Genomic DNA, 13,282 nt, shown 5'->3' with positions numbered 1-13,282 from the left:
ACCTGCAATCTCTAGCGAGCAGCTAGGCCTTACCTACGCCACAGGATCCCTAGTAAAGGAGACGCCGTGATCACGCGCCGCCAACTTTTTGCAGGCTCTGCCTCGCTCGGCCTGCTGGGCGCGCTCGCGGCGTGTGGGGGCGACGACTCGGACAGCGGTACCGACGGGATCGCGAAGGAACTGCGGCTGGGCTTCTTCCCGAACCTGACGCACGCGACCGCGCTGGTCGGCGTCAAGGAGGGCTTGTTCACCAAGTCGCTCGGCAGCCAGACGAAGCTGACCACCCAGCAGTTCAACGCCGGCCCGGCCGCCGTCGAGCAGATCTTCGCCGAGGCGCTCGACGCCACCTACGTCGGTCCGAACCCGACCGTCAACGCGTTCGTCAAGAGCAAGGGCAAGATCGTCCGGGTCATCGCCGGCGCGGCCTCCGGCGGCGTCGCGTTCGTCGTCAAAAAGGGCATTACGGAAGCGACGCTCAAGGGCAAGAGGATCGGGACGCCGCAGTTGGGCAACACCCAGGACGTCGCGTTGCGGTACTGGCTCAAGGAAAAGGGCCTCACCGCGACCAAGGAGGGTGGCGGCGACGTCAAGATCCAGCCCCAGGAGAACGCGCAGATCCTGGAGAAGTTCACGGCCGGTCAGCTCGACGGCGCCTGGGTGCCCGAGCCCTGGGTGAGTCGTCTGCTCGCCGCCGGAGGCGAGGTGCTGATCGACGAGCGCGACCTGTGGCCGAACAAGCGATTCGTGATCACGAACCTGATCGTGCGCACCGAGTTCCTCGAGAAGTACCCGAAGACCGTGAAGGCGCTGCTGCAGGGCCACGTCGCCGCGAACGACGCGATCAAGAGCGATGCGGCGGGTTCCCAGCAGGCGGTCTCCGACCAGATCGGCAAGCTCACCGGTAAGCCGCTCAAGCTCGACCTGATCAAGAAGGCCTGGCCGACGCTGGAGTTCCTCAACGACCCGATCGCGTCCTCCCTCACCGCCGGCGCCCAGCACGCCGAAGAGGTCGGGCTGCTCGACAAGGTCGATCTGAAGGGCCTCTACGACTTGAAGCTTCTCAACGAGGTGCTCAAGGAGAAGGGGGAGACCTCGGTGACTCAGCCATGACCGCGACCGCCGTTCGGCTCGGCGGGGTGTCCAAGCGCTACCCCGGCGGGACGCTGGCGCTCGACAGAGTCGATCTCTCCGTGGAGCCGGGGGAGTTCGTCTGCCTGGTGGGTGCTTCCGGGTGCGGAAAGAGCACGCTGCTGAACCTGGTGGCGGGTCTGGACGCGCCGACGGCGGGCGAGATCGACGTGGACGGCGGGCGGGCCGCGTTCATGTTCCAGGAGCCGGCGCTGTTCCCGTGGCTGAAGGTCGGGCAGAACGTCGAGGTGCCGCTGAGGCTCCGGGGAGTCGGGCGGGCCGCACGCCGCGAACAGGCGCTGGAGTTACTGCAGACCGTACGACTCCGGGACGTGGCCGATAAAAGGCCGCACGAGCTGTCGGGCGGAATGCGCCAGCGGGTGGCCCTGGCCCGGACGCTGGCTCAGGACTCCTCGGTGCTGCTGATGGACGAGCCGTTCGCCGCGCTGGATGCGATGACCAGGGACGCGCTGCACGACGAGCTCGAGCGCGTCTGGCTGGAGCGGCGGCTGAGCGTCCTGTTCGTCACCCACAACGTCCGGGAGGCCGTGCGCCTCGGCGACCGGATCATCCTGCTGGCCAGCCGGCCGGGCCGGGTGCTCGAGGAGTTCCGGGTCGATCTGCCGCGCCCGCGGCGGTTGGAGGACCCCTCCGTGGCCACGTTGGCCGGCCGTATCACCGAGCGGTTGAAGGAAGAAGTGCGGCGCCATGTCAGCTGACATCATTCCCGGAAAACCGGACTTCTCGTCGGCCCAGGAAATGGCCGAGCTGGCCGGCCTGGACGCGCTCGAGGTCGAGCCGGAGAAGCGCGGTCTCGGGCGCCGGATCTGGCGCAGCGCCTGGCCGAAGCTGCTGGCGATCGTCATCGCGGTCGCGGCCTGGCAGCTCGTGGTGGAGTCCGGATGGCGATCGCGCGCCATCCTGCCGCCGCCCACCGAGGTGTTCCCGCAGCTCTGGGACATGCTGGTCACCGGCTCGTTCTGGACCGCGGTGGCCACGACCATGCAGCGGGCGATCATCGGGTTCGCGGTCGCGGTCGCGATCGGGCTGGTGATCGGGTTCGCGGTGGCGCGGTTCTCGGTGCTGCGTGCCGCGGTGGGTTCGCTGATCACCGGTCTGCAGACGATGCCCTCGATCGCGTGGTTCCCGCTGGCGATCGTGCTGTTCCAGGGCGGCGAGGCGGCGATCTTCTTCGTGATCGTGCTGGGCGCGGCGCCGTCGGTGGCGAACGGCGTGCTGGCCGGCGTCGACTTCGTACCGCCGTTGCTCGTGCGGGCCGGGCGGAACATGGGCGCGAGCGGGTTCAGCCTCTACCGGACCGTGATCGGGCCGGCGTCGTTCCCAGCGATCCTGGCCGGTCTGAAACAGGGCTGGGCGTTCTCCTGGCGGAGCCTGATGGCCGGCGAGCTGATCGTCGTGATCGGCGAGTCCGGGTCGCTGGGCGCGCTGCTGACCTACACCCGTGAGCTCTCGGAATACGCTCAGATGCTCGGGGTCATGATCGTCATCCTGACGATCGGTATCCTCGCCGACGCCGTGTTCGGGTGGGCCAACAACGCGCTGCGCCGCCGCTGGGGCCTCACCGCCGACCGATCCTGACCTCGGTATACCGGACGCTTCCCGTCAATTCCGATGCATTCGGTCGGGGGTGAGTGTGACCGACGAGCGAATGAGCGGCATGATGGAGTGGTGCAGATATCGGCTCGGGCGGAGTACGCGGTAAGAGCACTGTTGGCGCTCGCCGCGAACGATCCCACGACGTCCACGGCCCAGGCGCTCGCTGACGAGCAGGGGCTTCCACGCAAGTTTCTCGAGGCAATTCTGTCCGACCTCCGCCGCGGTGGGCTGGTGCGCAGCCAGCGGGGCGCGGAGGGCGGGTACCGGCTCGCGCGTCCGGCGGATTCGATCGCGATCGGCGAGGTGCTCCGGGTCGTCGACGGTCCGCTGGCCGGGGTACGGGGTGAGCGGCCGGAGGCCGCGATCTATACGGGGGCGGCGCAGAACCTGCAGACCGTGTGGGTGGCGGTGCGCGCCGCGGTTCGGAACGTGCTGGACGAGGTGACGCTCGCAGATGTGTTGTCGGGGAATTTCCCGGCTCACGTCAGTGAGATGGTGGCAGCGCCGGGGGCTTGGGCTTCGAAGTAGCCGCCGTGTCGTCGGGGGCGAGCTCAGCCGTCGTGCGGTGGGCTCCGCGCTGTCGGATGCGGGCTCGTCGGTCGGTTCGGGGCTGAGCCGTTGTGTTCGGGGCTGAGCCGTTGTGTTCGGGGCTCAGCTGTGGATGGGCTCGGCGGCGGTGGCCGCGAAGGCGGCGGCGGCGTCCACCGGGCGCGGACGCTCCAGCGAGCCCTGCTCGTCCCACTCGATGCGGGCGGCCAGCTCCAGGTAACGGTCGACGTCGTAGAGGGTGTTGGTCGCGCTGCCGTACATGAGGTCCTCCGATGGGGTCCGTCCGGTCGTCGTCTGCATCACACTTAACGACCGGAAGAGTGCGTTCCCCGGTTCAGTCCGGGTGCAGGCCGGTAGCGGACGCCCGGCCGGTATACCGGCCGGGCGTGCGCGGGTGCCGCGGAGTGCTCGAAGCGGGCCCGTCACCCGTCCGTGGGGATGTCGGCGAGCAGCGACGGCTGTTCGATGGGATGCGGGTGGCCAGGCCGTCACCGACGCAGATCCTGTCGGTCTGACGCCGCACGGGCCGGTGGGACCGGCCGGACCGGCACCCATCCGTGAGGTTCGGGCGCTCATTTGGCTGGCTGGCGGAGGATTTGCCGAGCGGCTGGCTGGGATTTCGCCCTCGTTCGTCCGTCGCGAGGGGAAGCCCTCCCGCGTCGGAGGGGGCTCTGACGAAGCCGCGGGGTGGCAAAACGAGACGACAGGCCTTGTGTCGACGACGAAGGCCCGGTACCCATCCGTGGGTCCGGGCCGTGGGTTCGCCTGGTCAGCCAGGCTGGCGGAGGATACGAGATTCGAACTCGTGAGGGGTTGCCCCCAACACGCTTTCCAACTCCGCGTACCCGATTCGCCGGAGATCACCGGCGTCCGTGAGTAGGGCCGAGGTCGGCCGCGGCAAGTTGGCGGCCGACGCTGAACCGCAGCGAATGAGACCGCAACTGAGACCAGCGGTGCTGGGCGAGAGATGAGCCGCAGAACCGTTTGAACCACGGCTCGCTTGCTTGCTAGCTAGGCGGGATACCTCTCGGGCTCGCTAGTCTTTGAGTAGCGAGAGTTCGACCGCCGATCTGGCGGCGGCGTGGCTTGCGGGGAGGCGAGCGTATGACCGGGTTCACTGCGGCCGGCGCAGCCCTTCTGGCTCGGCAGATGCTCTCGGAGGACGACCCACTGCTGTCGGTGTGGCGATATTGCCTGATCCAGCTCCTGGACGACTACAACGGTGAGGCGAGCCGGGTCGGCTCGCTACAAGCGAGCCATCGGTTCGATCCGGAGCCCGCGCCGACGGGGTCGGCCGAGGTGGACGCCGGGCTGGCCGCTCTCGCGGAGCATCTCGCGCGTCGGGACGGCTGGCCGACGCCGCAGTGGGCGCGCAAGCCGGGCCGGTACACGAATAAGTGGTGGTTCGTGACTCCGCTGCGGGGCATGCACGCAACGGCGTTGCAGCAGTCGCCGCCATCGTTCCGGACGAGAGGCGTCTTCATTACGGCCGATGCGCTGAGCCGCGTGTGAGTACGGGCCCGCTTTCAGCCGAGGATATCCGTCGGCTGTTCGACGAGCTCTCGGCGGAACTCGATGCGCGAGGCACCCGCGCTGAGCTGTTCCTCGTCGGAGGTGCGGCTATTGCGCTGTGTTTTGACGGGCGTCGCGCCACGCGGGACCTGGACGCCGCCTTCGCACCGACAAGTGAAGTGCGGAGTGCAGCGGCGGCTGTCGCGGACCGCGAAGGTTTGGACCCGGGCTGGCTGAACGATGCCGTGAAGGGATACCTCCATGGTCCGGATCCCAACGCGGTCCGGTTCTACGAGTCGCCCAGTCTGTTGGTCGATGTCGCGTCAGCCGAGTATCTGCTGGCGATGAAGCTCTTTTCGTCCCGGGTCGAGGCGGATGCGGACGATATTGCTCTTCTCTATCGTGCCGTCGGCTTCACCACAGTCGATGAAGGACTCGACTTGGTCGAGCGAGCGTATCCAGGGCGGCCGGTGGAGCCGAAGGTGCAGTTCCTGCTCGAGGAAATCGTCGAATCGCTGAACGGCTGACAGCGAGTTGCGCTGCGGCCTCGCGGCGAGCGAGACCAAAACTGAGACGGAGACACCTCCGGAAACGACGAAGGCCCGGCACCCATCCGTGGGTCCGGGCCATCGTTTTGCCTGGTCAGCCAGGCTGGCGGAGGATACGAGATTCGAACTCGTGAGGGGTTGCCCCCAACACGCTTTCCAACTCGGAGCCCACCCGTTCACCGACGTTCGTCATAGTCCGTGACCTGCGGTCCGGCCGTGCGGCGTACGGCGCTGAACGGTGCCGTACGCCGATGAACGAGACCACAACTGAGACCAGGGCTTCGCCAACGGACAGGGGGCATCACCCTCCGGGCCAACGTCCTTTGGACGCGGTGCCCATCCCCCATGGGGCAGAGGCTGGCGTCGTCCGTGGCTGTCGGGGTGGAGACTGGGGTAGGGGTTCGGGGCGCGTCTGGCCTCCGTCGGCGCTGTCAACCTGGAAGACTGCCGCCGTGGGTACGGGACTCGACCGGCGGATCATGCACTTCACGCATGTCAAGAATCTGCGCGGCGTGGTCGAATTCGGCTTGCAAGCGGATAACCAAGTGATCGCCGATGGGCGCGCGGTAGTGCAGTGCGCCGATCAGGGCATCAAAGCATCTAGGCGCGACATTCCGATCACGGTCACCCCGGGCGGTGTTGTTGCGGATTACGTTCCGTTCTACTTTGCGCAACGATCCCCCATGATGTATGTGATATCACGCGGATCGGTGGCCGGCTACACAGAAGGTCTCGACCCGCTGATATACCTGGTGACCACGATTCGGGCGGTGGAAGAAGCCGGGCTCCAGTGGGTCGGCAGCGACGGCAACTGTGCGGCTTCTCTGACATCCCACTTCAATAACATTGACGAGCTTGAGGCGGCCGTCGACTGGCCCCTGATGAAAACGCGCATCTGGAAGAACGTTCAGGACGATGGCGACAGGATGCGTCGTAGGGCCGCGGAATTACTCGTCCATGGAACTGTGCCATTTAGCTGCATTCAGGGGATCGTTACGCGGAACGAGAATCTGGCCAATCAGATAAGAACTTTTCTAGGTTCATCCACACCTATAGTCAAGGCAATTCCGGACTGGTATTATTAGCGCCGTACCTGCACAGAGAAAGGTGGTCTCGGACGCGATGCTGAAGGATACCGAGGGTAACCTGCTAACTGCGCGGGTTGACGCCCTAGTCAACACGGTCAATACGGTCGGTGTAATGGGCAAGGGGATCGCGCTTCAATTTAAGCGTGCATTTCCGGCGAACTTCCGAGCGTACGCTAGTGCATGCAGGAAGCACGAGGTGCGTCTAGGCGAAATGTTCGTGTTTCCCCTAGAACAACTGGAGCCGCCTCGCTACGTAATTAACTTTCCGACCAAGTCCGATTGGCGGAGTAAGTCGCGGCTGAAGGATATCGAGGCTGGACTGGTCGATCTTCGTCGTGTTATCGGGGAACTCGACTTGAAGTCGCTCGCTCTGCCGCCGCTAGGCTGCGGGAATGGCGGACTTAACTGGTCCGATGTGCGCCCTCTAATTGATGAGATACTTGGCGACCTGCGCGAGGTTGAGATTCTCGTCTTTGTTCCATCAGGCGCCCCGTCCGCAGAAGAAATGCCGGTTCGCACCCAAAAGCCTCGCCTGTCTCGGTTCGGTGCAGCGGTGCTCGTGGCCTACAGTCGCTACATCGAACGAAGCCTCGAAGCGGGACTTTCAGTTGAGCCCAAACTTGCACTAATCGAGGCGCATAAGGTCGCCTACTTCTTGCAGGAGTCAGGGTGGCCGCTAAGGCTTCGCTTCACGAAAGGCCGCTACGGTCCGTATTCCGATGCGCTCAATCACTATATCTCCAGCGTTGAGGGTCACTTCATTAGTGGATACGGCGACGGCACCTCGGGAAGTGAGGCCGCGCTGACCCTGGACGCTGGAGCGGTGCAGGAGGCCGAGGAGCTCCTCGCCCGTGATGACGAGTACCAGGCCACGCTGCGAACCCTTCTCGATACGCTGACCGGGTTTGAATTTCCCTATGGTGTAGAACTGCTCAGCACGGTGCATTTCGCTGCATGTCGACTTACTGAGAGCGGTGATTCACTACCCGATGTGGTTCAGGCCATCAATGAATGGTCGCCACGCAAAGCTGCGTTGTTTAAGCAACATCAGGCGAAAACCGCGTACGACAAGCTAACTTCGGCCGGCCTTCTGCCCTGCTCTAGCTAAGGGGGAAGGTCGGATAGGGCTAGTCATACTAAAGCAATTATCAAAATGCGTCTGCGGCGTTGCCGATGCTTGTTATGAGTGCGTCTGGCAAGGCCGCCCGGAATCTCTCGACCTTTGACCGCCGATTGGGATCGGCGCGCACCGACTTGATCGACTGACGTCCGAACACCTCGACTCGCTTTACTCGCGAATGGTGGCCAACGGCAGTAGCGCGGGTACGGCGCATCAGGCGCACCGAACCGTCCGAACCGCGCTGGGGGTCGCCGATCGGCGCGGGTACCTGCCGCGGGGGAATCCGGCGGCTAAGGGAATGGTCAAGCCGCCTCGGGTCGAAGAAGAGGAGATCGAGCCGTACACCGTGGAAGAGGTGCGCCGGCTGCTGGCCGAGGCCGGAAAACGCCCGCGGAATAGCGCCCGGTGGGCCATGGCGCTTGCACTCGGAATGCGGCAAGGGGAAGTACTCGGGTTGAAGTGGTCGGACGCCGATCTCGACGCGGGCACGCTTCGAGTACGCCGCGGACGCCAGCGGCCGAAGTACGAGCACGGGTGCGGCGGCACCTGCGGTCGTGAGGCCGGCTACTGCAAGCAGCGCAAGAACCTCCGGTCCGAGACGGCCGACACGAAGTCTCGTGCCGGGAAGCGGCCTATCGGACTACCCACCGAGTTGGTGGCGCTGCTCCGCAAGCACAAAGAGGCTCAGGAGGCCGAACGGGTCAAGGCCGCTCAGCTCTGGCAGGAGGAGGGCTGGCTATTCGCCACGCCGACCGGGGGAGTGCTCAGCACGAACACCGACTACCACGACTGGAAGGACCTGCTGAAAGACGCCGGTATCCGGGACGGCCGGCTGCACGACGCCCGGCTGCACGACGCCCGGCACACCGCGGCCACAGTGCTGCTCCTGCTCGGGGTTCCCGACCGGACCGTCATGGGCCTCATGGGGTGATCGAACTCGGCGATGGCCGCGCGCTACCAGCACCTCACGGCCAAGGTCCGGCATGACATCGCGAAGCAGGTCGGTGGCCTGATCTGGCAGGCCGACGAGGAGGAGGAGAAGGCCAACTGAGACCACGACTGAGACCACAGGCCCTGTAGGGACCGACGAAGGCCCGGTACCCATCCGTGGGTCCGGGCCGTCGTTTTGCCTGGTCAGCCAGGCTGGCGGAGGATACGAGATTCGAACTCGTGAGGGGTTGCCCCCAACACGCTTTCCAAGCGTGCGCCCTAGGCCTCTAGGCGAATCCTCCGCCGGACAGGCTACCGGACGCAGACAGGTGCCCCGTACGCCGGGCTTCGCCGCCAGGCCCACGCCGGGCCACGCCGGGCTTTGCCGACGGCCCACGCCGGCCCACGGCGGGCTTTGCCGACGGCCGCGCCAGGCTTTGCCGACGGCCGCGCCGGGCTTTGCCGACGGGCCGGCCGCGGGTGGCACAGCCCGCTCTTGCCTTCGCCCGCCACGATCGGTTACCGGACGCGGACCCCCCGGTCTCCGCCCGCCGCGAACGATGACACGATGACGCCGTTGGGGCGGACAGCCCCGTAGCAGGAGGACCAAGTGGCAAGGGGTCGGAGAAGGCGCCAGGCAGGGCCGGGTCGTTTGGCCGCCATGGCAGCGGTCGCGGTCGTCGTCGTCATCGCGGTCGGAGCTGCGGCCTTCACCCTGCTGCGCGGGAACGACACCGACAAAGGCGATTCGGGCACCGCGAACACCGCCTCCACGACCGAATACGCGCCGTACGTCTACATGACGCTCGCGAAGCGGCCGACGCTTCTCCAGCTCGCCGACAAGACCGGTGCCAACGCCGTGCATCTCGCGTTCGCGGTCACCCAGGGCGACACGTGCTCGCTGGCGTGGGACGGCACGACCGCGATCAACACCTACCAGGCCGAGGTCAAGGCCGCGCTCGACAAGGGCATCGACGTGATCGCCTCCACTGGCGGCGCGGCGGGCGGCGACGTGGCCCAGACCTGCGGCGACGCGGCGACCACGCAGGCCCAGCTGCAGAAACTGCTCGACCTCGGCGTCCGCTACCTGGATTTCGACGTCGAGGGTGACGAGCGGGAGGCCGACGCGGACGCGAACACCGTCCGGGCCGAGGCGATCGCCGCGCTGCAGAAGAAGTACAGCGACCTCAAGGTCTCGTTCACGCTCCGGGCGGCCACGCCGACCGCGGCCGACAAGGCCGACGGGGCGGTCAACACCGCGCCGTGGGTCGCGGCGGTCGACGCCGGCGTGACGATCGACCGGATCAACCTGATGACGATGAACTTCGGCGGCGACGTCGCGGCGAACGACATGGGAGCGGCCACGACCGCGGCCGCGAACGGTCTGCACCAGCAGGTCCAGACGATTCAGGGCATCGAGTCGGCCGAGGCCTGGAGCATGATCGGCATCACGCCGATGATCGGCGTCAACGACACCAAGGGCGAGACGTTCTCGCTGGACAACGCGAAGACCGTCACGCAATTCGTCACGAAGAACCGCGTCGGCATGCTCAGTTATTGGGCGGCGGGGCGCGACACGCAGTGCGGGCCCGACGTCGCCAAGCAGCCGGTCGCCAACTGCAGCGGCGTCGACCAGGACACGTACGCGTACGCGTCGGTCTTCAAGACCGTCCTCGGTTAGAGGCCGCTGACCCGCTGTGGTTAGACTCATGATCAGCCCCTCGTGCGGCGCGTAACCTGTGAACCTCCCCAGGGCCGGAAGGCAGCAAGGATAAGCGGGCTCTGGCGGGTGCACGGGGGGTCCTTACGTTGTTTTTCAGCGATCAGGCCCCACTGCCCCGTCCGGCGGGTGTCAGTTGTCGGACGTGCGTGGGAGGCTTGCCGGCGTGGCCAACCGCGCTCTCTACCGGAAGTACCGGCCTCGCACTTTTGCCGAGGTCATCGGTCAGGAACACGTCACGACGCCGCTGATCCAGGCGCTGAAGAACGGCAAGCTGAACCACGCTTACCTGTTCTCCGGGCCGCGGGGCTGCGGTAAGACGTCCAGCGCCCGCATCCTCGCCCGGTCGCTCAACTGCGTGAACGGCCCGACGCCCGAGCCGTGCGGCGTCTGCGACTCGTGTGTGGCGCTGGCTCCCGACGGTCCCGGCTCGCTCGACGTCGTCGAGATCGACGCGGCCAGCCACGGTGGCGTCGACGACGCTCGAGACCTGCGCGAACGCGCGTTCTTCGCGCCGGTCAACAGCCGCTTCAAGGTGTACGTCATCGACGAGGCGCACATGGTCTCGTCGCAGGGCTTCAACGCGCTGCTCAAGCTGGTCGAAGAGCCGCCCGACTTCGTCAAGTTCGTGTTCGCGACGACCGAGCCCGACAAGGTTTTGCAGACCATCCGGTCGCGTACCCATCACTATCCGTTCCGGCTGATTGCGCCGAGCACGATGGTCGGCCTGCTCGACCGGATCTGCACCGACGAGAGCGTGACGATCGAGAAGAGCGTCCTGCCGCTCGTCGTCCGGGCCGGTGGGGGCTCCGCCCGCGACTCGCTCAGCATCCTCGACCAGCTGCTCGCTGGGGCCGGCGAAGAGGGCGTGACCTACCAGAACGCGGTCACGCTGCTCGGCGTCACCGACACCGGGCTGCTCGACGAGGCCACCGGCGCGCTCGCCGCCGCCGACGGCGCCGCGCTGTACGGGGTGGTCGATCGGGTGGTCGAGGCCGGGCACGACCCGCGCCGTTTCGCGTCCGACCTGCTGGAACGCCTGCGAGACCTGGTCGTGCTGGCCACCGTGCCCGACGCCGGTCCGAAGGGTCTGGTCGACGCGCCCGCCGACGAACTCGAGCGGATGACACTGGTCGCCAACCAGCTCGGCATCGCGACCGCGTCGCGGATGGCTGATGTCGTGCACAACGGCCTGGTCGAGATGCGCGGCACCACGTCGCCACGGTTGCTGCTCGAGCTCGTCTGCGCGCGGATGCTGCTCCCGGCGGCCGACGAGAGCCAGGCCGCGCTCCTGCAGCGCCTGGAACGGCTGGAGCGCCGTCTGGCGATCGCCGGTGACGGCGGTCAGTCGTCTGCGCCTTCAATCCCCATGCCTACGCCCGGCGGCCCGACGCCGACACCGGCATCACCGCCCGCCCCCGCGCAGGCCGCCGCCCCGGCGCAGGCCGCCGCCCCCGCGCGGGCCGGTTCGGCGCAGGCCGGCTCGGCATCCGTGCAGGCAGGCTCGGCATCCGCGCAGGCAGGCTCAGTGCCGGCGCAGGCCGGCTCGGTGCCCGCGCAGGCTGGTTCGGCGCATGCCGGGGCGCCGACGGAGGCGTCGCCCGCCGAGGCCCAGGCACCCGCCGAGGCCCAGGCACCCGCCGGCTCAGCACCGCAGCAGGTACACGCCTCGGGCGGGTCGCAGGACTACGCGTCGGCGGGTGGGAGCGGGGTCGGCGTGGAGCCGCCGCGGCCCACGCCCGCTCCGGTGACGCCACCACGCCCGGCCGCCGGCCCGGCGCCGTCGCGCCCGGTGCACGACGCCGGTGAGCCGCCCGTGGTCCCCGCCCAGACCCCGGCTCCGGTGTCGCGGCCCGCGCCCGTCGCGTCGGCACCGCAGGCCCCTCCGGCGGCGGCCGCACCTCCGGCTGCACCCGCGGCCGCGGGTGGGATGGACGCGGCCGCGGTACGGCAGGTGTGGCCGCAGATCGTGGAGCAGACGAAGCAGCGCAGCCGCATGGTCTGGGCGCTGGTGCAGAACGCGACCCCGCGCGAGGTGAACAACAACGAGCTCGTGCTGGCGGTGAAGCACCAGGGCGAGGTACGGCGCCTCTCGGACGAGAAGGTCGCCTCGGTGATCCAGGAAGTGCTCCAGTCCGTGCTCGGCGTCCGCTGGAAGATCCGCGCCGAGGCCGACGGGGCGGCCGGCGGCGGACGGGCGGGAGGCGGACGCCGGGGCCCGGCCCCGCCGGCGGCTGCGGCCCCGCTCCCGCCGATGCCGGGATCCGCGCCCGGCAGCAGCCCCCACAGCAACGCCTCCCACGGCGGCGCCCCCAACGGCGGCGTCCCCGACAGCGGTACTCGGAGTGGCTCCGGCGACTGGCCGACGATCGCTCCGCTGGGTGGCCAACCCCCGGCGCAACCGTCCGCACCGCCGGTGAGCCCCGCCGCCGGTGGCCCCGTGCCGTCTGCCCCGGCGTCGTACGCCCCGGGGTCGTACGCTCCGGCGTCCTACGCCCCGGGGTCGCCCGGCTCCGCGCCGGGCAGCCTCGCACCCGGCTCCGCGCTGCCCGGCCAAGCGCCCGGCCGAGCGCCCGGTCAAGCGCCCGGCGGCTCCGCGCTGCCCGGCTACGCGCCCGGCGGCCCGGCACTCCCCGGTCAAGCGCCCGGCGGCTTCACGTCAGCAGGCCCGAACGGACTCGGCCCGAACGGACTCGGCCCGAACGGACTCGGCCCGAACGGACTCGGCCCGAACGGACTCGGCCCGAACGGACTCGGCCCGAACGGAGCCGGCCCGAACGGAGGCCACAACGGAGGCCCGAACGGAGGCGGAGCTTCGCCGGGCGGCCCGGCGTCGGCCGGGCCGGCCTATGCGGCGCCGAGCGTGCCGTACGACGACGACGTTCCGTTGCCGCCGGAACCGGCCGACCCGATGTACGACGGGTTCGACCCGGGTGACGAGCCGCTGGCCGACGAGGACGAGGCCGGCACCGCGAAACCCACCGACTCCGAGGCGGACGCGATCGCGCTGCTCCAGCAGCACCTGGGCGCCTCGCAGATCGACTGACGAGCCGCGCCCGGCCGTTGCCGC

The 13,282-nt window shown here is 68.1% G+C and carries 11 protein-coding genes, 1 tRNA gene, 1 other RNA gene and 1 pseudogene; 12 read left to right on the top strand and 2 right to left on the bottom strand.

Annotated elements, in window-relative coordinates; translation table 11 throughout:
* Positions 1-66 precede the first annotated feature (66 nt).
* From ACIBZJ_RS18315 to ACIBZJ_RS18300, 4 genes are all read left to right on the top strand, one after another.
* Positions 67-1,110 (top strand): ABC transporter substrate-binding protein, encoded by a 1,044-nt coding sequence (locus ACIBZJ_RS18315; RefSeq protein WP_395930903.1) that lies wholly within the window; start codon positions 67-69, stop codon positions 1,108-1,110.
* Positions 1,107-1,847, top strand: coding sequence for an ABC transporter ATP-binding protein (locus ACIBZJ_RS18310; protein WP_395930901.1), 741 nt, complete (start codon positions 1,107-1,109; stop codon positions 1,845-1,847). The genes ACIBZJ_RS18315 and ACIBZJ_RS18310 overlap by 4 nt, the downstream gene beginning before the upstream one ends.
* Complete coding sequence (locus tag ACIBZJ_RS18305) at positions 1,837-2,727, top strand: ABC transporter permease (protein WP_395930899.1); 891 nt, start codon at positions 1,837-1,839, stop codon at positions 2,725-2,727. Before ACIBZJ_RS18310 ends, ACIBZJ_RS18305 begins: the two co-directional genes overlap by 11 nt.
* Positions 2,728-2,817: 90 nt before the next feature.
* Positions 2,818-3,273 (top strand): Rrf2 family transcriptional regulator, encoded by a 456-nt coding sequence (locus ACIBZJ_RS18300; RefSeq protein ID WP_142705636.1) that lies wholly within the window; start codon positions 2,818-2,820, stop codon positions 3,271-3,273.
* Positions 3,274-3,396: 123 nt separating this feature from the next.
* Here the strand turns inward: ACIBZJ_RS18300 and ACIBZJ_RS18295 are convergent, their stop codons facing one another.
* Positions 3,397-3,555 (bottom strand): hypothetical protein, encoded by a 159-nt coding sequence (locus ACIBZJ_RS18295; protein WP_395930897.1) that lies wholly within the window; start codon positions 3,553-3,555, stop codon positions 3,397-3,399.
* 843 nt (positions 3,556-4,398) lie between these two features.
* Here ACIBZJ_RS18295 and ACIBZJ_RS18290 point away from each other — a divergent pair.
* From ACIBZJ_RS18290 to ACIBZJ_RS18270, 5 genes and pseudogenes are all read left to right on the top strand, one after another.
* Complete coding sequence (locus tag ACIBZJ_RS18290; RefSeq protein ID WP_395930895.1) at positions 4,399-4,806, top strand: hypothetical protein; 408 nt, start codon at positions 4,399-4,401, stop codon at positions 4,804-4,806.
* Positions 4,803-5,333, top strand: coding sequence for a DUF6036 family nucleotidyltransferase (locus ACIBZJ_RS18285; protein ID WP_395930893.1), 531 nt, complete (start codon positions 4,803-4,805; stop codon positions 5,331-5,333). Before ACIBZJ_RS18290 ends, ACIBZJ_RS18285 begins: the two co-directional genes overlap by 4 nt.
* A gap of 473 nt (positions 5,334-5,806) precedes the next feature.
* On the top strand, positions 5,807-6,439 hold the full coding sequence (locus tag ACIBZJ_RS18280; protein WP_395930891.1) for a DUF4433 domain-containing protein: 633 nt from the start codon (positions 5,807-5,809) through the stop codon (positions 6,437-6,439).
* Between the two features lie 37 nt (positions 6,440-6,476).
* Positions 6,477-7,550: a macro domain-containing protein gene (locus ACIBZJ_RS18275; RefSeq protein WP_395930889.1), complete on the top strand. Its 1,074-nt coding sequence runs from the start codon at positions 6,477-6,479 to the stop codon at positions 7,548-7,550.
* A 127-nt stretch (positions 7,551-7,677) separates the two neighbouring features.
* A pseudogene (locus ACIBZJ_RS18270) lies at positions 7,678-8,613 on the top strand (tyrosine-type recombinase/integrase); the annotation flags it as partial.
* Between the two features lie 93 nt (positions 8,614-8,706).
* Here ACIBZJ_RS18270 and ACIBZJ_RS18265 read toward each other — a convergent pair.
* A tRNA-Ser gene (locus tag ACIBZJ_RS18265) sits at positions 8,707-8,794 on the bottom strand.
* A gap of 359 nt (positions 8,795-9,153) precedes the next feature.
* Here ACIBZJ_RS18265 and ACIBZJ_RS18260 point away from each other — a divergent pair.
* The 3 genes from ACIBZJ_RS18260 (at position 9,154) to ACIBZJ_RS18250 (ending at position 13,258) form a co-directional block, all read left to right on the top strand.
* Positions 9,154-10,173, top strand: a complete 1,020-nt coding sequence (locus ACIBZJ_RS18260; RefSeq protein ID WP_395930887.1) for a hypothetical protein — start codon at positions 9,154-9,156, stop codon at positions 10,171-10,173.
* 31 nt (positions 10,174-10,204) lie between these two features.
* Positions 10,205-10,301: signal recognition particle sRNA small type (ffs, locus tag ACIBZJ_RS18255), an RNA gene on the top strand.
* A gap of 77 nt (positions 10,302-10,378) precedes the next feature.
* The gene (locus ACIBZJ_RS18250) at positions 10,379-13,258 is read left to right on the top strand and encodes a DNA polymerase III subunit gamma and tau (protein ID WP_395930885.1); all 2,880 of its coding nucleotides are present in this window, start codon (positions 10,379-10,381) and stop codon (positions 13,256-13,258) included.
* The last annotated feature ends 24 nt before the right edge of the window (positions 13,259-13,282 follow it).

The sequence above is a fragment of the Cryptosporangium sp. NPDC051539 genome, assembly GCF_044454545.1.
GTDB lineage: Bacteria > Actinomycetota > Actinomycetes > Mycobacteriales > Cryptosporangiaceae > Cryptosporangium.
This window is presented reverse-complemented; position numbering and strand designations above follow the sequence as displayed.

Bases quoted from the DNA above. Each gene is read 5' to 3' on its own strand.
- ACIBZJ_RS18310 (WP_395930901.1), top strand. From the start codon at position 1,107: ATGACCGCGACCGCCGTTCGGCTCGGCGGGGTGTCCAAGCGCTACCCC.
- ACIBZJ_RS18305 (WP_395930899.1), top strand. From the start codon at position 1,837: ATGTCAGCTGACATCATTCCCGGAAAACCGGACTTCTCGTCGGCCCAG.
- ACIBZJ_RS18295 (WP_395930897.1), bottom strand. From the start codon at position 3,555: ATGTACGGCAGCGCGACCAACACCCTCTACGACGTCGACCGTTACCTG.
- ACIBZJ_RS18290 (WP_395930895.1), top strand. From the start codon at position 4,399: ATGACCGGGTTCACTGCGGCCGGCGCAGCCCTTCTGGCTCGGCAGATG.
- ACIBZJ_RS18275 (WP_395930889.1), top strand. From the start codon at position 6,477: ATGCTGAAGGATACCGAGGGTAACCTGCTAACTGCGCGGGTTGACGCC.
- ACIBZJ_RS18260 (WP_395930887.1), top strand. From the start codon at position 9,154: ATGGCAGCGGTCGCGGTCGTCGTCGTCATCGCGGTCGGAGCTGCGGCC.